The organism is Brevundimonas sp. FV1ye4L (assembly GCF_058681255.1).
This window is the reverse complement of the sequence record NZ_CM178734.1, coordinates 1,213,029-1,230,435: the sequence shown is the minus strand read 5'-3', so window position 1 is coordinate 1,230,435 and position 17,407 is coordinate 1,213,029. Positions and strand designations below refer to the sequence as shown.

Genomic DNA, 17,407 nt, shown 5'->3' with positions numbered 1-17,407 from the left:
CACCGGGGGGCGTTCCGGGGCAAGAGGCGGGCGCAATGACCGATCAAACCGCCGCCTCCGCCCGTTCCGCCGCTGTTCCGGGGCGCGCTTCCGGCGTCGGAACGGCTGAAGGCCGCCCCAGCGCCGGCGCCCTGTTGATGGAGCAGATGTCCGAGGCGGGCGAGAAACGCGCCAAACGCCGCGACATTCGCCCCCTGGCCCGGCTGATCCCCTACGCCATGCGCCACAAGGGCCACGCGCTGATGGCGGTCTTCTGGCTGCTGCTGTCCACCACCGCGTCGCTGGGGCTGACGGTCCTGGCCCGCGGGGCCATCGACCACGGATTCGAAGCCGGCGGCGCCAATCTGAACCTGTGGTTCCTGCTGCTGGGCGCCAACGCCCTGTTCCTGGGCCTGGCCACCGCCGCCCGCTATTTCTACGTCACCCGCACGGGCGAGCGCGTCATCGCCGATGTCCGCAAAGGTCTGTTCGGCCGCATCCTGACCCTGGACCCGTCCTTCTACGCCCAGATGCGCACCGGCGAGGTGCTGTCGCGTCTCACCACCGACATCGCCCTGGTCGAGACCCTGATGACCACCTCGGTCTCCTATGCGCTGCGGAACTTCCTGACCCTGATCGGCGGGGTGATCCTGCTGTTCTTCGTCAGCCCCAAGCTGACCGGCTTCGTTCTGCTGATCGTGCCCTTCCTGCTGGGCCCGATCTTCATCTTCGGGCGCCGGGTGCGCAAACTGACCGTCGCGTCTCAGGACCGGTTCGCCAACGCCGTCGGCTTCGCCGGCGAGAGCGTGGACGCCATAGAGACGGTCCAGGCCTTCGGCCGGGAACGCAGCGCCATCGCCCGCTTCGGCGCGGCGGTCGAGGACGCCTTTTCCGCCTCGCTCACCCGGATGCGCGCGCGGGCCTGGATGACCGCCCTGATCATCGTCGTCATGTTCGGCGGCGTCACCCTGGTGCTGTGGCTGGGGGCCCAGGACGTGGTGGCGGGCGTCATGACGCCGGGCGCCCTGCTTCAATTCGTTCTCCTGTCGGTCTTCGCCGCCGGGGCCGTCGGCGCCCTGGGCGAAAGCTGGGGCGATGTGCAAAAGGCCGCCGGCGCCATGGAGCGGATCGAGGAGCTGATGCGGGCCACGCCCGACATCGCCCCTCCGGCCCAGCCTACGGCCCTTCCGTCGCCGCCGCGTGGCGAAGTGTCGATGTCCGCCGTCGGCTTCTCCTATCCCGGCCGTCCCGACCTGCCGGCCCTGAAGGGGTTCAGCCTGACCGTGCGGCCAGGCGAGACCGTCGCCCTGGTCGGTCCCTCGGGCGCCGGCAAGTCCACCGTCTTCCGCCTGCTGCTGCGCTTCTATGACCCCCAGACCGGCGTGGTCTCGGTCGACGGCGTCGATGTGCGCCAGGCCGATCCCGTCGCCGTGCGCGACCGTTTCGCCTGGGTGTCTCAGGAAACCCCTCTGTTCTCGGGCTCGGCCCTGGAAAACATCCGCTTCGGCCGCGAGACCGCCACCCTGGACGAGGCCCGCGCCGTCGCCGACAAGGCCCAGGCCCTGGGCTTCATCGACGCTCTGCCGGAAGGCTTCGACACCCCGCTGGGCGAACGCGGCAAGAGCCTGTCGGGCGGCCAGCGCCAGCGCCTGGCCATCGCCCGCGCCCTGGTCCGCGACGCCCCCATCCTGCTGCTGGACGAGGCCACCAGCGCCCTGGACGCCGAAAGCGAACGCCTGGTCCAGATCGCCCTCGACCAGGCCATGCAAGAACGCACCACCCTGGTCATCGCCCACCGCCTGGCCACGGTCCTCCGCGCCGACCGCATCGTCGTCATGGACGACGGCCGCGTGGTGGAGGAGGGGACCCACGACCAACTGGTGGCCAAGGGCGGTCTCTATGCGCGTCTGGCGGAACTGCAGTTCCGGGCGGGTTGAGGCTTCCACCTTCCGTCCTCGGGTTCGCCCCCAACTTCCGTCGTACTCGGTCCCGCCGTCGCCTTCCGTCTTCCTCGCACCCTCCCTCATCCTCGGGCGGGTATTCACCGGACCCGACAATGGCTGGCAGAGGCAATCTGAACGTCCGCTTGTCGGTCAGAAGCCAAGGCGCGCTTTCGACCCGTTGCGGACGTTGGCCGCCTGTCTCAAGATCGCGCAATGAGCAACCCGCCAAGCAAATCCGAGCGCATGGAACTACGTCGATCCCTTGGTAACCGCGAGGTGTCGGGGCCGCACGTCCCGCCATATCATCGAGGACCAGATTACCTGATCGCCCATGCATGTTTTGATTGTCGGACTTCATGGAAGCGGAATGGCGATAGAGTACAAACGTGCCCGCAGTGCCGAGGGTCACTGGCGTTGATGGGGAGAAGCTTCAAGGCCCCGCCGAAGGCTGATGAGGTTCAGTGGGAAAAGGTGCGCCGACTTTGGGATGCCGGGTTCCGTTTTTGGAGCTATCGTAGCTTCCCCGACGCGGAGCGGTATCCAGAGGGAGTGCGAGAGGTTGACGCCTTCATCCAGCGAAATCCCCATCATCCGATGAGGATTAGGGCTTAGGTCCGCTGTCCACCCCAAACCGACCTTCGGGATGTCCGCTTTCTGCGCCAGCGACCGGCTTTGTCGGTCGCGGTCTATCCCCCTCATTTCAGGGCTTGACCCGAGGATCCGGCGTAGGGCTGAGGCGGCGCCCGACGTCTCTTCACCGCGTGTGGAACCTTCGATCCTCGGGGCAAGCCCGAGGATGACGGGGGAAGGGGAGGTCCAACAACCTGCCGGCGCTCCTAATTTTTCTGCCGAATAACTGACTTTTCAATGTCTTGACGTCCGAAAACGCCGCTCAAGTCAGCACGCCCCAAAACCGTGAGATAGTGTCGGCACGGTCTTTGAAAACCAAATCCCCGCTCAGTCCCGCGCCGCCTGGAAATTGCACTCTTTTGCACATTGCACCGCTTTTTCCGGCCTGTGCAATTTCACCGCGCCCGCGAAGAATAGACGAAAATAGACTCATTTTTTTCGCAGTGGATTGAGTCTATTTCTCAGCCGCGCCCTGTCGCGCCACGGCCGGAAAGTCGCTGAACACCGCGTCCACCCCGGCCTCGGCGAAGACGGCGGCGTATCCCGCCATGTCGCCGTGCTCGGCAAAGCCTTCGCCTCGCCGCCGCTCGACGGGCAGGAAGGCGTTCTCGGCCCTCAGGGTCCAGATCACCACCTTCAGCCCCGCCGCATGGGCCTCCGTGACCAGGGCGCTGGGCGCGGTCGTGCGGCCCTGGGCGTCGCGCGGCAGGACCAGGGTCATCTCCGGCGCGACCCAATCGGCATAGGCGGCCATGGCCTGCAAACCCTGCGGCGTGATCATCTGGGCGTAGCTCACGTCCGGCCGGTCCGCCGGTCCACCCGTGCTGCTGACCAACTGGGCCAGGGGCGCGTCGATCCGTGTCGCCAGCCGCTCCAGCGGCCCGACCTCGAAACACTGGATGATGATCGGGGCGTCGGCGCCGCTCAGGCCCAGCCGCTCCACTTCGGCGACGAACCCGTCCTCCATGGGCAGGCCGATTTCGGCGAAATAGGTCGGATGCTTCAACTCGGGCGCCACCGCGATGGTCCGTCCCGTCCGCGCCGAGGCCTCGCGGGCGATGGCCACCACCTCGTCAAAGGTCAGGATCGTCTCTTGCCCGTCATAGGCGGCGCTGCCGGGCCGAAAGGCGGGCAGCCGCTCCTTGGCTCGCAGCGTCTTCAGCTCGGCCAGGGTGAAGTCCTCGGTGAACCAGCCTGTGGTCGGGACACCGTCGATGGTCTTGGTGGTCTTGCGATCCGCGAACTCCGGCCGCTCGCCCACGTCGGTCGTGCCGCCGATCTCGTTCTCGTGCCGGTCGATGAAGACCCCGTCTTTCGACAGGACCAGGTCCGGCTCGATCACGTCCGCCCCCTGTTCGACCGCCAGTTCATAGGCCGCCCGCGTATGTTCTGGCCGTTCGCCCGAGGCGCCGCGATGGGCGATGATCAGCGGCTGGGCCACGACAGGCGTTCCGGTCAGCAGGACAAGGGCGGTGACGATGGCTCGGATCATGCTCCTTGGATAGAGCAGGGGCGCGACAGCGCCGTGACCGTCAGGACGCCTGAAGCACCTTGCGCAGCTGCGGATGCAGATCGCTGTTGCTGGCCAGGATCGACACGCCCGTCTTGGGATCGCCGTCCGCCTCGATGGTCGTCACCGAACCCCCGGCCTCGGTGACGAACAGGATGCCCGCCGCCACGTCCCAGGGCTTCAGGCCCCGCTCATAGAAGGCGTCATAGCGACCGGCCGCGACCCAGGCGAAGTCCAGGGCGGCCGAGCCCAGGCGGCGGATGCCGGCGACCCGCTGGCCGATGGCGTGGATGTCCTTGATGGCCTGGGCGTGGCCCGACTTGCCGATGAAGGGCAGGCCGGTGGCGATCAGGCTCTCCGACAGATCACGACGTCCGGAGACGCGGATGCGCTGGTCGTTCAGATAGCAGCCCTTGCCCTTCTCGGCCCAGAACAGCTCGTTCATGACGGGGTTGTAGGTCACGCCGGCGACGATCTCGCTCGACCCGTCGGGCGCGCGCCGCTCCAGCCCCACCGTGATGGCGAAGTGGGGCATGGCGTGCATGAAGTTGGTGGTGCCGTCGATCGGATCGACGATCCAGGTGTGTGACTTGTCGGTCCCCTCGATCATGCCGCGTTCCTCGCCCAGGAAGCCATAACCGGGGCGGGCCTTCATCAGCAGTTCGTACAGGGTGTCTTCGGCCTTCAGGTCGGCCGCCGTGACGAAGTCACCGGGCCCCTTGCGCGACACCTGCAACTGGGAGACCTCGCCGAAGTCGCGCAGCATGGGGCGGGCGGTCTTGCGCACCGCGTCGAGCATGACTTGGAGCAGGGCGGAAGCGAGGGCCATCGGCGGATCTCCTGGTCCGCATGTCCTGAAAAGGCCCATTCATTGGGGCCCGGACAAGCGGAGAAGTTCAAGAAGGGAACCGACCCTGGACCAGGGCCGGCCTTAGGGGGTCTTAGTCGGCGCGGCGGACGTATTCGCCGCTGGTCGTGTCGACGATGATGCGCTCACCCGCCGACATGTACGGCGGGATCATGATCCGCACGCCGTTCGAGGCGATGGCGGGCTTGTAGGAGGACGAGGCCGTCTGACCCTTCACGGTCGGCTCGGTCTCGGCGACTTCCAGCACGACCTGATCCGGCAGTTCCAGGCCGATCGGACGCTCTTCGTGCATCTCGATGATGACCTTCATGCCCTCTTGCAGATAGGGGATCCGCTCTTCGCCGACCCAGTCCTTCTGCAGTTCGATCTGCTCGTAGGTGGCGTCGTCCATGAAGACCAGGCTGTCGCCATTGTCGAACAGATAGGAGAAGTCCTTCTGCTCCAGCGTCACGCGCTCGACCTTGTCTTCCGACCGGAAGCGTTCGTTCAGCTTGTTGCCGGTCTCGAGGTTCTTGGCCTCGACGTTGGCAAAGGCGCCGCCCTTGCCGGGCTTGACGTGGCTGGCCTTGGTGACGACCCACAGGCCGCCATTGTGCTGCAGGACCATGCCGGGCTTGATGGTGTTGCCGTTGATCTTCATGGGGTCACATCGGGGATGGAGTTGCGCCCACGCGTCCGAATGGGGCGTGGCGAATAGGGCGCGATCCCTAGAGGAAGCCCCGGCAAAGGGCAAGGCGGCCTAATTCCGGGTGTCCGACGCCTCGTCCATCTTGCGGTGCAGCCGATTGCCCAGCCGCACGCCGCCGCCGGTCGGCGCGGCCATCTTGCCGGCCCCTTCGTCCAGCTTGCGGGCCTCGTGGGCGAATGCCGCCGCCAGCCCGGCCGAGGACATGGCCGCCGCCACTTGTTTCCACATCGAGGATGGTCTCAGGCCCAGCCAGACCGCGTTCACCGTCTGCGCCGCCAGCCACAGGCCCATGGCCCGCGTCCGTTCCGGCCGGGACGGCGCGTTCCAAACCCGCACCGCCGACAGGGTGGTGGCCGAAAACACCGCCGGCAGGATCAGGCTGAAGGCGCCGTGCGGCTTCTCGGTGATCGGCAAGTCCTTGTCGCGGATATGTTTCAGCTTGCGCTTCGGCGTCAGCGTACCCGATGCGATCCCAGTGGCCAACAAGGCGAACCCCACCGTCAGCGCCACGCCCATCGCGACATGCGCCGCACTCCGCCCCTCGCTGTTCAGCAAGTCCACGGCGGCGTCGCGCACGTCGTCGATGGCTTCGTCGATATCAGTCATGGTCCGCTCCAGCTTGCCCGCCGAAAGCTAATGACCGGAGCGGACCGGAGTTCCCTTAGCCGCCGGTGGCGGCGCTGTCGGTGACGATTTCCTTCATGGCCGACTGCAGATAGTTCTGCGGACCCAGCAGTTCGATCAGCTTGTGCTGGTTCTCGAGGAAGTCGATATGCTCCTCGGTGTCGGCCAGGATCTTCATCAGCAGGTCGCGGCTGACGTAGTCACGGGCTTCCTCGCACTGGGTCACGGCGGCGGCTGTGGTGGCGCGGCTGTCGATTTCCAGCTGAAGGTCAGCGCCCAGGCATTCGATCGGATCTTCGCCGACCTTCAGCTTGTGCAGGTCCTGCAGATTCGGCAGGCCGTCGAGGAAGAGGATGCGCTTGATCAGCATGTCGGCGTGCTTCATCTCGCCGATCGACTCTTCGTAGATTACGTTGCCGAGGTGGGCCAGCCCCCAGCTTTCGAACATGCGGGCGTGCAGAAAATACTGGTTCACCGCCGTCAGTTCGTTGGTCAGCACCGCGTTCAGCGTACGGAGGATTGCGGGGTCGCCCTTCATGGCCATGGTCCTTAGTCTCTCGGCGGCGCCTTCGCCGTCCTTCGAGCTCTGCGATACCACAGTAAAACCCGCATTGTTTATTTGCGAGTTTTTATCACTACATTGATAGTGCGAGTGATTTCCAGGCGCTTCAAGCCGAAAACCTATTCAGCCGCAATGGCGAAGGCTTCGCGGCTGTCCTGGATCATCTGGCGCATTTCGCATACGCATTTGGCGCACTGCGGCTGGCATTGGTGATTGGCGAAGATGTCGCGCGGTCTGCAAGCGCCGGCCTCGATGGCCTGGGCGACGTCACGCTGGCGAAGACCGTTGCAGTTGCAGACGTACACGAGAATCTCGAACTCACCGACTGAGAATGGTTCGCTATAGCAGCCCTTAAGGTGATTGCAAGTCGTTCGCACGGCGGTTCCGCCATTGGGCCGTTGACGAATGGTCGCAGGGGAGGGAAGTCAGCCTATGGCCAGACCTCCCGCTGTTTCCGATCGCCCGCCCTGTCGGCTGTATCTCATCACGCCTTCCGCGATCCCCGATCTGGACGCCTTCGCCGCCATGCTGGATGAGGCCCTCGGCGCGGGCGATGTCGCTGCTCTGCAGATAAGGCTCAAGCCCGCAGACGACGCCGTCATTGTCGCCGCCGTCGAACGGCTGGCGCCGATCGCGCGCCGTCATGACGTGGCGGTGCTGCTGAACGATCGACCCGACCTGGCCCGGGCGACCGGCTGCGATGGCGTCCACATCGGTCAGCAGGACGGGTCTCTGGCCGACGCGCGGCGTGTTATGGGGCCTGACGCCATGATCGGCGTCACCTGTCACGGCGACCGCGACCTTGCGTGGGACGCGGCCGAAGGAGGCGCTGACTACGTGGCGTTCGGTGCTTTCTATCCAACTGGGACCAAGGAAACGGCGCACCGGCCGGACTTGGACATTCTCACTGTCTGGCAGGAAACGGTGGAGGTCCCTTGCGTCGCCATCGGCGGCATCACCGTCGAAACGGCGGAAGAGGTCGCGGGGGCGGGCGCCGACTTCGTGGCGGTGAGCGCGGGCGTATGGGCTTATGAGGACGGCCCCGCAAATGCGGTGAAGGCGTTCAATCTTAGATTGAAACGGTAAGCTTTCCGCATATTTCAGGGGATATTAGGAACCCTATGGTTTGATCGTGCGAACCAACCGCACCGAGACCATGTATGACCATGAGCCCCGTGCTCGATATAGACGCTGCGAAGTCGCCAACGTCGTCGCCGCGCGTCGCCGTGCGGATGCGCGCGCCAGATTGGAAGGGCGAGGCTGTCTTCGCGCACCCGCTGGTTCCCGTAATCGCTGGCGTCTGCATCGCTATTCTCGCGGCGACTTCGATCGGTTGGGCGCGCAGTCTGGGCCTTATTTCAGGGCTTTGGGGCGTCTGCGGAGTGGCCGTCGCAGTGTGGCTACGCACCGGATGGGGGCGGCGCCACGACACAGCCTTCGCCGTTGTGCTGAGCATCAGCATCCTGATTGGAGAACTGATCGCGGGTTATAGTCCGGCCCTGTCTTTAACGCTCGCCTTGGCGAACATGGTGGAGATCATCGGGGCGATTCTGCTGGCGCGTCGGTTCGTCCCAAACCTCGATGTCTCGAGTCTGGGCGGCGCGGCCCGCTTCCTGGTCTTCGCCGCCGTTCTTGCGCCTATCCCGGCCGGCCTCTTTGCTGCTGCGGCCCTCTCGCCATTCGGATCGGGCGACGTCTTCGAAACCTTCAAGACATGGTGGTTTGGTCACGCCTTGGGCCTAGCCGTGATCGGCACGCTTGGGCTGTCGCTGACCCCGGCTACATTGGCGCGTCTCGCTCGACCTGGCGCTCTTGTGGAGGCGGGCGGCTTGCTGGCTGCCGTGCTGGCTATTCAATTCATGGGTCTATTTGGGCAGTCGGCCGTAGGCGTCTTTATGATCCCCCTGTTGCTTTGCGTGGCCGTCCGGACCGGCGTCGCGGGAACAGCCTTCAGTCTTTTGGTGGTCACCCTGCTGTCGGTGGGCGGGGCGATGATGGGTTACGGGCCTCACACCGATGACATGACCCGCACCCAGCATGTGACGATGGCTCAGATACAGGTCTTGGCCGGCTATATGCCCATCCTTCTGGTTGCGGCCCTGCTGGAAGAGCGTGACCGGCTTGCTGATCGTGCCCGCACGGGTCAGATTCGTGCTGAGCAGGCGTCCGAATCCAAGTCGCGACTGCTGGCCAATGTCGCGCATGAGATCAAGAGTCCGGTCGCCGGTGTGATCGGGATAGGCAATCTTTGGTCAACCGGCCAACTGGGTCCTGTAACGCCTCAGCAGACAGAAATGGCGGATATGCTGGTCAAGACGGCGCGGCAGGTCGAAGCCTTGGCTCATGACCTTCTGGACTTGGCGCGGGCGGAATCAGGTGCGGTCAAGGTGGACTTACGACCAACGGAGATATCAGGCCTGCTTGAAGACGTCCGACGTTCGACCAGGCTCAGGCCGGAGGCCCAAGGGGTCGATCTGCAACTGGTGTGTGAGAGCGAGGACTTGATCGCGATCGCGGACTCTCAGCGCCTCATGCAGGTGATCGACAACCTGACCAGTAATGCGTTGAAATATGGGGCTTCAGGTGGAGGAGTGGTGCTCCGGGCTTTGAGCATGGACGACCATGTCAGGATCGAGGTGACCGACTTCGGGCCCGGCCTGTCGCTGGAGAAACAGGCGCAGTTGTTTGAGCCTTTCAACCGCCTGGGGTTGGAGCGATCCAGCATTGAAGGGCACGGGGTTGGGCTCGCCATCGCCAAGCGGTTGGTGGAACTTCAGGGCGGCGCGATTGGGGTGGATTCCACGCCAGGGCAGGGCGCGACCTTCTGGCTGACCTTGCCGCACGCCTGACCACTCTTGCGGTTCCTCTGGCGCCGCGTAATGGTCCCGACATGTTCGTGATCGCTCTAGCCGCCGTCCTTTTTTCTGGACAGGACACGTCAAGCCAGCGTCCTGCTTCGGACCTGACACGCGACCTCAACAGTGGGCCGCCCTTCAATCCTGCGCCCTCGGTTCAGCAACCCGCGCCGGCGCAAACTACAGCCCCAACTCCGGCCCCAACCCCGGCCCCGGTCTCCGTGCCGGCGAGGCCTAGCCAGACTACAGCTTCGCAAACTGAGGGCGTCGCTCCTTCGTCATCGACCTTGACGCGTGATCTGAACAGCGCGCCGCCTTCGGCCGTCAGACCCTCTGCACCGGCAACGAAGCCCCCGCCATCCGCTACACCCCCAGCGGTGACCCGACCTACTGCAGTTCCGCCCCAGACGGGCATCAGGCCTATGGAGCCGCAGCCGGCCCCTTCGCGCCCCAGCTCGGTTCAGGGGGCAGCGCCTTCTCAAACCCAAACGCCGCCGGCTTCACCCTCCAGGGCGCCGGCCCCAACGACTCCTGCGACCGCTACGCCTGCTCCCGCGCCAGCCTCCGCTTCGCAAGGCCTGGACGCCGCAGCTATAGCGGCCCTGCCCTTTAGGCTGGAGCTTCCGTCCGGAACGGTCCTGACTCAATCGCGCGCCGGCGCCGACGCACGGATTTACGCTGTTCGCCGCGGGCAAACGCTCTTGGCCATGATCTATGCCGGCCCGGCGTCTCAGTTTCCCGTCTACGATGGCCAGGTGGTTCAGGCTGCGGGGCGCGCCTCCATCGTCGTGACCGAGGGCGGGCGTCGTCTGGCGCTGGAGCATCTCTTCAAACGGTCGTCATCGCCTGAGGAAATCCACGTCTGGGTGGCCGCCGCAGACGGCGCCGACCGTGAACTGGGTGAGCGGATCGCCCAGTCGGTCGACGCCCGCTAGGGATCAGTTGGCGGACCAGACCGCCATCTCGCTCCCGGCCGGATCGGCGAAATGGAAGCGGCGTCCGCCGGGGAAGGCATAGATCGGCTTCAGGATCGCGCCGCCCGCCGCCTCGACCTTGGCCTGCATGGCCTCCAGGTCGTTCGCGTAGAGAACGGGCAGGGGTGTCTTCGTCCGATCAGCCTGATCGGCGTCGAACCCTCCGTCCAGCCCCTGGTCAAAGGCGGCATAGGTCGGGCCGTAGTCGATGAAGGTCCAGCCGAAGGCCTGGCTGTAGAACGCCTTGGTGGCGGGAAGGTCTGCGGCGGGCAGTTCGAGGTAGTCCAGTTTTCCGTCTTCACGCACGGTTGATCTCCTGGAGTGCGGCGCCACCGACGAACCTGTCTTGCACGCCGCCCTGATCTGCGCAAACCTGCAAACGGTTCGCAGTTGCAGGGAGTCGGGTGATGATCGTGATGACGACGGGTCTGACCGGCCTGATGGCTCTGATGCGACAGGATGAGAAGACTGTGGCTCCGGCGCAGGAGCGCGCGCCCGTCCGTCCTTCAGTGATTTTAGACAATCAAAAGCCGCGCGCTCGACCGGGTTGATCGCCTCATTCGTCGGTCGTCGGCTGTCAGCCGACCTGGGCGCGGTGCCGCAGGAAGGCGTCGGCCAGGACGCAGGCGGCCATGGCTTCGACCACCGGTACGGCGCGCAGGGCCACGCACGGATCGTGGCGGCCCTTGGTCCGCAGATCAGTTTCCTCGCTGTCACGGGTGATGGTCTGGCGCGGCGTCAGGATCGAGGAGGTGGGCTTGAACGCCACCCGCGCCGTCACCGGCTGCCCCGTGGAAATCCCGCCCAACACTCCGCCCGCATGGTTGGACAGGAAGACCGGCTGCTTGTTCAGGTCCAGCCGCATCTGATCGGCGTTCTCCTCGCCCGACAGTTCTGCGGCGTCGAAGCCGGCGCCGATCTCGACGCCCTTGGCGGCGTTGATCGACATCAGGGCGGCGGCCAGTTCGGAGTCGAGTTTGCCATAAAGCGGCGCGCCCCAGCCGGCGGGCACGCCCGTAACCTCCAGGGCGACCACGGCGCCGATGGACGAGCCGGCCTTGCGGACCTCGTCCAGATAGGCCTCCCATTCCGCCACGACAGCGCTGGAGGCGGCGAACAGGGGGTTGTCGTGCACGGCGTCGAAATCGATGGCTTCCGGCGCAATCCGGTGCGTGCCGATCTGCACGACGCCAGCGCGGATTTTCACGCTGTCGCCCAGCACCTTGCGCGCCACCGCTCCCGCCGCCACCCGGCTGGCGGTCTCGCGCGCCGACGACCGCCCCCCGCCGCGCGGATCGCGCACGCCGTATTTGGTCTGATAGGTGAAGTCGGCATGGCCGGGGCGATAGGCGCGGGCGATCTCGCCATAGTCTTTGGACCTCTGGTCCTCGTTCTGGATCAGGATCGAGATGGGCGTGCCGGTGGTGACGGGACCTGCGCCGTCGTCGAATACGCCGGACAGGATCTGCGCCCTGTCGCTCTCGCGCCTCTGGGTCACGAAACGCGATCCGCCGGGCTTTCTCTGGTTCAGCCAGGGCTGAAGATCGGCCTCGGTCAGAGGGATCATCGGCGGGCAGCCGTCCACGACGCAGCCGATAGCCGGCCCATGGCTCTCGCCCCAGGTGGTCACGCGAAACAGATGGCCGAAGGTATTGTGCGACATGGCCGACCCTAATGGTCGAGGACGGCGGCGAGGTCCAGTGTCTGCGCGGCGTGGTGCAGCCGTCGATCTCGTGTCCACAGCCGGGCGCCGGGCGTCAGGCGGGTGGAAGCGAGGAGATGCAGATCCAGATAGCCGACGCCGATTCCGAAAAGCTGGTTCTTATCCATCAAAGTCAGCACCTCCTGATGGGAGGCCGGAACAGCAGCAGGTAGGTGCGACAGCTGGCTGAGGAAATTCCTGCGGTTGGCGAGATTTCCAGCCGCGAGTTCGCCAACGACTGTGGGATGACACAGGACTTCCTCGTTATAGCAGCTTGAGCAGGGTCTCGTCTGTGGACCGCAGATGGCCGATCCATACCGAACTGTCGGCGAGGATCACTCTTCAACCAACTCGGAGCGCCGCCGAGGAGCGGCCGTCGCCGTGGGGTCGCTTCCGCCCATGGCGGCCAAACGACGGGCCGCCTCGCGGGCCACGAACGCTTTCAAGGCTTCGCGAATGATGGCGGATCGTTCGGAAAGACCGGAATATTCCGCTGCCTTTTCCATTAGTTCGTTGTCGAGGGTTACGGTGGTCCGCATAACCAGCCTCATCAAAAACATCACCAGATGATGCGCTCGGCGACGCCGATGTGCAAGGTCAGGCCGCCAGCCGCTCCGGCGCCCAGGCGCGGGTGAACCGGACCAGCAGGTCTTCGGCGGGGGAGGGCGCTTCCGACGACGGGGTCAGCGTCACGAAGAGGTGGCCCTGTGGGCGTGCGCCTCGTGCGGGCAATCCCAGACCCTTGAACCGCACGCGCGCAGGTGCGGCCATTTCCGGAGTGATCCAGGCGGATCGCGGCCCCGCATGGGTCTCGACTTCCACTCGGCCGCCTTCCTGAAGCAGCCGCGACGAGGTTGGCCAACTCATGAACAGGTCGTCGCCCAAGACCGAAATTCCGTCTTCAGGCCGGATCAGAACGGCCAGATAGAGGTCCGCGCCGTCCGCCCCGCCGCCCCGCAGGCGCAGATGCTCGCCCGTCCGAAGGCCGGCGGGCGCTGCGACCCTTATGGTGCGCTCGCCCAGCTTCAGATCCAGTTTGGCCCCGGCGACCGCCTGCATGGGACTCAGAACCAGGACCGGCGCGGGGGCGGGAGCCTCATCGGGCGACGCCAGGCTGGGCCGCGCCGGGGCGTGCGCCTGGATCAGGCGATAGGCGGCGATGACACGCCGGAAACTTTCCGCGTCCCCGCCGGGCTGGTCAGGGCGCGCCTCTTTCACCGCCGCGCGGAAGGCGGACTTCAACGCCTCGGCGTCGGCCGCGCCGTGCAGGCCCAGCGTGGCCAGGGCCTCGCGAACGGCGGCGGCGTCGGATGTGGGGCGGATGGCGCTCATTCCCCTACCGTTCGCGCGATAGGGTCAATGCGCGGTTAACTGCGATTCGATCTTGGCCGTTTTGATCCCGATCATTTCCTCGTGCCGCGCTGCGGGCTAGACAACTGTCATGAACGCCCCTGTGATCCCGCCCAGCCCGTCTCGCGAAGAATACGCCCGCGACTATGCCGCCGCCCTGGCCGCCAATGGCGACGAAACCATCTTCGATCGCTCCGAGCCCATCGGCTTGTTTGTCGAATGGCTAGCCGAGGCGAGAGCGCACGAAGTCAACGACTCCAACGCCATGACCCTATCGACCGTCGATGGCGACGGCATGCCCGATGCGCGGATTGTCCTGCTCAAGGACGTCGATGATCGGGGCTTCACCTTCTATTCGAACAGCCAGAGCGCCAAGGGCGTGGAACTGGCCCAGCGTTCTGTCGCCGCCTTGACCTTCCATTGGAAATCCCTGCGGCGTCAGGTGCGGGTGCGGGGACGGGTCGAGCCGGTCACGGTGGAGGAGGCCGACGCCTATTTCGCCAGCCGGGCCCGCGAAAGCCGGGTCGGCGCCTGGGCCTCGGATCAGTCCCGACCACTCGATGCCCGCGAGACGCTCGAGCAGGCAGTGGCGCGCGAAACCGCACGGTTCGAGGGCGGCGAGGTGCCGCGCCCCGAACACTGGACCGGCTGGCGCGTCGTCCCACAAAGCGTCGAGTTCTGGCGCGACCGTCCTTTCCGTCTGCACGACCGGTTGCGCTTTGTGCGCGAAAGCGACGCTTGGACTCGCGAACGCCTCTGGCCTTGATGTCGCGGCCGTCAGGCGCGAACGAAACGCTCAGGCTTCGCCCGCGTTAAGCCCGTCTCGCCACGGCCAAGGTTTTCGATGCGTCTTCTCTCGCTGCTGTTCGCGTCCCTGCTGCTGGCCGCCTGCGCCACCCATCCCGGCAAGGTCGATCATGTCCGTTTCGCACCGGACGCCGCGCGCATTCTGGCGACGACTGAGGCTGGAACCGTGCGCGGGATCGAGGGGGCGGGCGTGCGCGCCTTTCTGGGCGTGCCGTTTGCTCAAGCTCCAGTAGGGGATCTGCGTTGGCGAGCGCCCCAGCCGGTCCAGTCGTGGGACGGCATGCGCGATGCGACCCGTCTCGGTTCGGACTGCACTCAGGCCATCGGCCGCAAGGCTATTCTGGGCGGCGGCGGCGGGCTGGTCGTCGGGTCCGAGGACTGCCTTTACCTGAACATCTACGCCCCATCGGGAGAGACGGCACAGCCGCGACCCGTGATGGTCTATATCCCGGGCGGGGCCTTCACCATCGGGTCGGGGGCCAACTACGACCCGTCGAAACTGGCTGCCGAGCAAGGCCGGGTGGTCGTGACCCTGAACTACCGCCTCGGCGCCCTGGGCTGGTTGGCCCACCCGCAGTTCCAGGCGAAGGGCGAGGGTTTCGGCGGCAATTTCGGCCTGATGGACCAGCAGGCGGCCTTGCGGTGGGTGCATCGGAACATCGCGGCCTTCGGCGGCGACCCGGCTAATGTGACCCTGTTCGCCGAGAGCGCGGGTGCGTGGTCGGCCTGCTACCTGATGGCTTCGCCCAAGTCAGAAGGCCTGTACCAACGCGTCATCCTGCAAAGCAGTGGCTGCCTGGAGCCGTCATCCCTGGTCAGCGCTCAGGAAGCGGCGGCCTCGGGCCCCTTGTTTGCAGAACGCCTGGGCTGCACCGGCGCAGATCAGGTCGCCTGCCTCAAGGCCCTGCCGGCCTGGCGGCTGTCACGCGCGCCGTCCTTGAGGGCGGGGATCAACGGGCCGGGGTCGTGGGGACCTGTCCATACCGACGCGACCGTGCCTGAAAATCCTGCGCTGGCGATCCATGAGGGCCGGTTCACCCGCGTGCCCGTCATCGTCGGCACAAACCTGGACGAAGGGCGGCTGTTCGCCAATGAGGTCAAGGACATGGATCGCTACCAGAAGGAGACAATCTGGATGTACGGCGACGTCGGTCCCCGCGTGCTGGACCGTTATCCGGTCGGTCCCGACGGCCCAGCCTACGCCATCGCCGCCAACTTCACCGACCAGAGGTTCGCTTGTCCGTCCCAAGCCCTGCGTCGCCAGCTGTCTCGTTTCGTCCCGGTCTGGGGTTACGAGTTCGCGGATCGTGGCGCGCCCTTCGTCCTGCCCGACTGGATCGTGGGACTGGATCTGGGCGCCTATCACGCCAGCGAGCTGGCCTATGTGTTCGGGACCAGCTGGGTGTTCGCCGATGTGAAACGGTTCACGCCGGAGCAGAAGGCCCTGTCCGAGCGGATGCAGAGCCTGTGGGCCAGTTTCGGCCAGAAAGACTTTGGCCCCGACTGGCCCCGCGTCGAGGTTTCCGGGCCGGTCCGGGTGTTCAGCCCCGATGGCGACAAGCTGGACGCCGACTTCTTCGACCGCCACCACTGCGACTTCTGGGACGGCACCGCCTTCGGCGCCGTCCAATAGTCAGAGGAACCGCACCGTCACGCCCGGCTTGACCTTGTCGGCCAGGGTCCAGGCGTCCCAGTTGGTCAGGCGGACGCAGCCGTGCGAGGCGGTCTTGCCCACCAGATGCGGGTCAGGCGTGCCGTGAATGCCATAGCTGGGCTTGTTCAGGTCAATCCAGACCACGCCGACGGGATTGTTGGGCCCCGGCTTGACCACCACCTTGCTGTCCACGTCGCCGAAGCTGAGCTTGGACGGGTCATAGGTATAGTCGGGATTGCGGGCGACGCCGTTGACCTTGACCGTGCCGGTCGGCGTGGGGTTTTCGCCGCTGCCGATGGTGGCCGGGAAATAGGCGATCAGCTTGCCGTCGGCGTCGAAAGCCTTGACCGCTCCCTCGGCCTTGTCGACGTCGATATGATCCACCTCGGCGGGCAGGGGCGTGGTGTTCACCGCCGGAACCAGCAGGGCCTGCCCAGCCCGATTGAAATCCGCGCCGGGGTTCATGGCCCGCAGCAGGTCCTCGGTGACATGGAAGCGTTCCGCCAAAGCCTCCACCACATTGGCGTAGCCCATGAAGGACACCTCGCCCTGCGCCTTCAACTCTGTCGGAACTTGGCCCAGATACGGCCCGGCCAGATCCTGCTGCGTGATCCTGTAGGTCGAGGTCACGGCGCCGATGCCGGCCGCCCGCAGACGGCCCATCACGTCCGCGTCCAACTCGCCCGTCGCCGGCAAACCCTGGGCTTTCTGAAACGCGGCGACCGCCTGGCGCATGTTGGACCCCGCCAGACCGTCGATGGCGCCGGGCGAAAAGCGCGCCCGTTCCAGCAGGATTTGGGCGCGGATCAGCGCGGGGTCGGGACGGGCGGGGTTTTGTGCGCTGGTCGGGGCGCCGTCGGGAGGCGGCGGCGAATAGGCGCTGTTCTCAATGGCGTCGCGAGACAGCGGGCCTTCGTTTCGCACCTCGGCGGTCGGCGCGGACGTTCGGTCTTCAGCCGGCGGCGAACAGGCCGCCAGACCTAGGATCAGCAGACTGGGGGCAAGGCAGATGAAGCGGTTCAAGTTTTAGTTCTCTTCGCCGGTTGCCGGGTCGGTCGCGGTTTCGCCGGAGTTGCTGGAGCCTTCTGCGCCCTTGGGTTCGGTGGCGGGGCGCGGTGGCTCGCCGTCCCGGTCGGGACGTAGGTTTTCGTTCTCGACCTTGCGGTTGTCTGGTCGGGCGTCGGTCATGTGCATGTCTCCAGCGAAGCAGGTCTCCGCCCTCAGCCAACGCATGCGAAGCCGCAGGGCTCCGCTTGATCAA

General features: G+C 65.9%; 20 protein-coding genes. 7 read left to right on the top strand and 13 right to left on the bottom strand.

The genetic code is table 11. From position 1 onward, the window contains the following. The first annotated feature begins 35 nt into the window (after positions 1-35). Entirely contained in the window at positions 36-1,916 is a 1,881-nt protein-coding gene (locus ACW17X_RS05900; protein ID WP_492100069.1) for an ABC transporter transmembrane domain-containing protein, read from the top strand. Positions 1,917-3,006: 1,090 nt separating this feature from the next. Here the strand turns inward: ACW17X_RS05900 and ACW17X_RS05895 are convergent. The 6 genes from ACW17X_RS05895 to ACW17X_RS05870 all read right to left on the bottom strand — a co-directional run bounded on the left by ACW17X_RS05895 (position 3,007) and on the right by ACW17X_RS05870 (position 7,109). Then, positions 3,007-4,044, bottom strand: a complete 1,038-nt coding sequence (locus tag ACW17X_RS05895) for a glycerophosphodiester phosphodiesterase (RefSeq protein WP_492100068.1) — start codon at positions 4,042-4,044, stop codon at positions 3,007-3,009. A 40-nt stretch (positions 4,045-4,084) separates the two neighbouring features. Beyond that, positions 4,085-4,891, bottom strand: coding sequence for an inositol monophosphatase family protein (locus ACW17X_RS05890; RefSeq protein WP_492100067.1), 807 nt, complete (start codon positions 4,889-4,891; stop codon positions 4,085-4,087). A 112-nt stretch (positions 4,892-5,003) separates the two neighbouring features. Next, positions 5,004-5,570 carry an elongation factor P gene (gene efp, locus ACW17X_RS05885; protein ID WP_008264088.1) on the bottom strand — a complete coding sequence of 189 codons (567 nt, stop codon included), beginning with the start codon at positions 5,568-5,570 and terminating at the stop codon, positions 5,004-5,006. A gap of 99 nt (positions 5,571-5,669) precedes the next feature. Continuing rightward, complete coding sequence (locus tag ACW17X_RS05880; protein WP_492100066.1) at positions 5,670-6,224, bottom strand: tryptophan-rich sensory protein; 555 nt, start codon at positions 6,222-6,224, stop codon at positions 5,670-5,672. A gap of 55 nt (positions 6,225-6,279) precedes the next feature. Continuing rightward, positions 6,280-6,780, bottom strand: coding sequence for a bacterioferritin (gene bfr / locus ACW17X_RS05875; RefSeq protein WP_492100065.1), 501 nt, complete (start codon positions 6,778-6,780; stop codon positions 6,280-6,282). A 143-nt stretch (positions 6,781-6,923) separates the two neighbouring features. Beyond that, complete coding sequence (locus ACW17X_RS05870; protein ID WP_492086503.1) at positions 6,924-7,109, bottom strand: (2Fe-2S)-binding protein; 186 nt, start codon at positions 7,107-7,109, stop codon at positions 6,924-6,926. A 127-nt stretch (positions 7,110-7,236) separates the two neighbouring features. Here ACW17X_RS05870 and thiE point away from each other — a divergent pair, with 127 nt between their 5' ends. From thiE to ACW17X_RS05855, 3 genes are all read left to right on the top strand, one after another. Continuing rightward, positions 7,237-7,890 carry a thiamine phosphate synthase gene (gene thiE / locus ACW17X_RS05865; protein WP_492100064.1) on the top strand — a complete coding sequence of 218 codons (654 nt, stop codon included), beginning with the start codon at positions 7,237-7,239 and terminating at the stop codon, positions 7,888-7,890. Positions 7,891-7,964: 74 nt separating this feature from the next. Then, the gene (locus ACW17X_RS05860) at positions 7,965-9,653 is read left to right on the top strand and encodes a sensor histidine kinase (RefSeq protein ID WP_492100063.1); all 1,689 of its coding nucleotides are present in this window, start codon (positions 7,965-7,967) and stop codon (positions 9,651-9,653) included. Positions 9,654-10,366: 713 nt separating this feature from the next. Continuing rightward, the gene (locus ACW17X_RS05855; RefSeq protein WP_492100062.1) at positions 10,367-10,594 is read left to right on the top strand and encodes a hypothetical protein; all 228 of its coding nucleotides are present in this window, start codon (positions 10,367-10,369) and stop codon (positions 10,592-10,594) included. 3 nt (positions 10,595-10,597) lie between these two features. Here the strand turns inward: ACW17X_RS05855 and ACW17X_RS05850 are convergent, their stop codons facing one another. Next, on the bottom strand, positions 10,598-10,939 hold the full coding sequence (locus ACW17X_RS05850; RefSeq protein WP_492100061.1) for a VOC family protein: 342 nt from the start codon (positions 10,937-10,939) through the stop codon (positions 10,598-10,600). Between the two features lie 101 nt (positions 10,940-11,040). Here ACW17X_RS05850 and ACW17X_RS05845 point away from each other — a divergent pair, with 101 nt between their 5' ends. Then, entirely contained in the window at positions 11,041-11,184 is a 144-nt protein-coding gene (locus tag ACW17X_RS05845; protein ID WP_492100060.1) for a hypothetical protein, read from the top strand. A 26-nt stretch (positions 11,185-11,210) separates the two neighbouring features. Here ACW17X_RS05845 and aroC read toward each other — a convergent pair whose 3' ends face one another. From aroC to ACW17X_RS05825, 4 genes are all read right to left on the bottom strand, one after another. Then, positions 11,211-12,296, bottom strand: coding sequence for a chorismate synthase (gene aroC / locus ACW17X_RS05840; protein ID WP_492100059.1), 1,086 nt, complete (start codon positions 12,294-12,296; stop codon positions 11,211-11,213). A gap of 8 nt (positions 12,297-12,304) precedes the next feature. Continuing rightward, the gene (locus ACW17X_RS05835; RefSeq protein ID WP_492100058.1) at positions 12,305-12,463 is read right to left on the bottom strand and encodes a hypothetical protein; all 159 of its coding nucleotides are present in this window, start codon (positions 12,461-12,463) and stop codon (positions 12,305-12,307) included. A gap of 207 nt (positions 12,464-12,670) precedes the next feature. Continuing rightward, a complete protein-coding gene (locus ACW17X_RS05830) occupies positions 12,671-12,874 on the bottom strand; it encodes a type II toxin-antitoxin system VapB family antitoxin (protein ID WP_492100057.1) in 204 nt (67 codons plus the stop codon). A 58-nt stretch (positions 12,875-12,932) separates the two neighbouring features. Beyond that, a complete protein-coding gene (locus ACW17X_RS05825; RefSeq protein WP_492100056.1) occupies positions 12,933-13,667 on the bottom strand; it encodes a DnaJ C-terminal domain-containing protein in 735 nt (244 codons plus the stop codon). Between the two features lie 109 nt (positions 13,668-13,776). Between ACW17X_RS05825 and pdxH the strand changes: the two genes are divergently transcribed. Together pdxH and ACW17X_RS05815 are read left to right on the top strand one after the other, a co-directional pair. Beyond that, positions 13,777-14,451, top strand: coding sequence for a pyridoxamine 5'-phosphate oxidase (pdxH, locus tag ACW17X_RS05820; RefSeq protein ID WP_492100055.1), 675 nt, complete (start codon positions 13,777-13,779; stop codon positions 14,449-14,451). A 78-nt stretch (positions 14,452-14,529) separates the two neighbouring features. Beyond that, the gene (locus tag ACW17X_RS05815) at positions 14,530-16,125 is read left to right on the top strand and encodes a carboxylesterase/lipase family protein (protein WP_492100054.1); all 1,596 of its coding nucleotides are present in this window, start codon (positions 14,530-14,532) and stop codon (positions 16,123-16,125) included. On the opposite strand, the gene ACW17X_RS05810 is transcribed toward ACW17X_RS05815, so the two are convergent. Further along, positions 16,126-17,169, bottom strand: a complete 1,044-nt coding sequence (locus ACW17X_RS05810; protein ID WP_492100053.1) for a L,D-transpeptidase family protein — start codon at positions 17,167-17,169, stop codon at positions 16,126-16,128. It lies immediately after the preceding gene. A gap of 3 nt (positions 17,170-17,172) precedes the next feature. Next, positions 17,173-17,334: a hypothetical protein gene (locus ACW17X_RS05805; RefSeq protein ID WP_492086513.1), complete on the bottom strand. Its 162-nt coding sequence runs from the start codon at positions 17,332-17,334 to the stop codon at positions 17,173-17,175. Positions 17,335-17,407 lie beyond the last annotated feature (73 nt).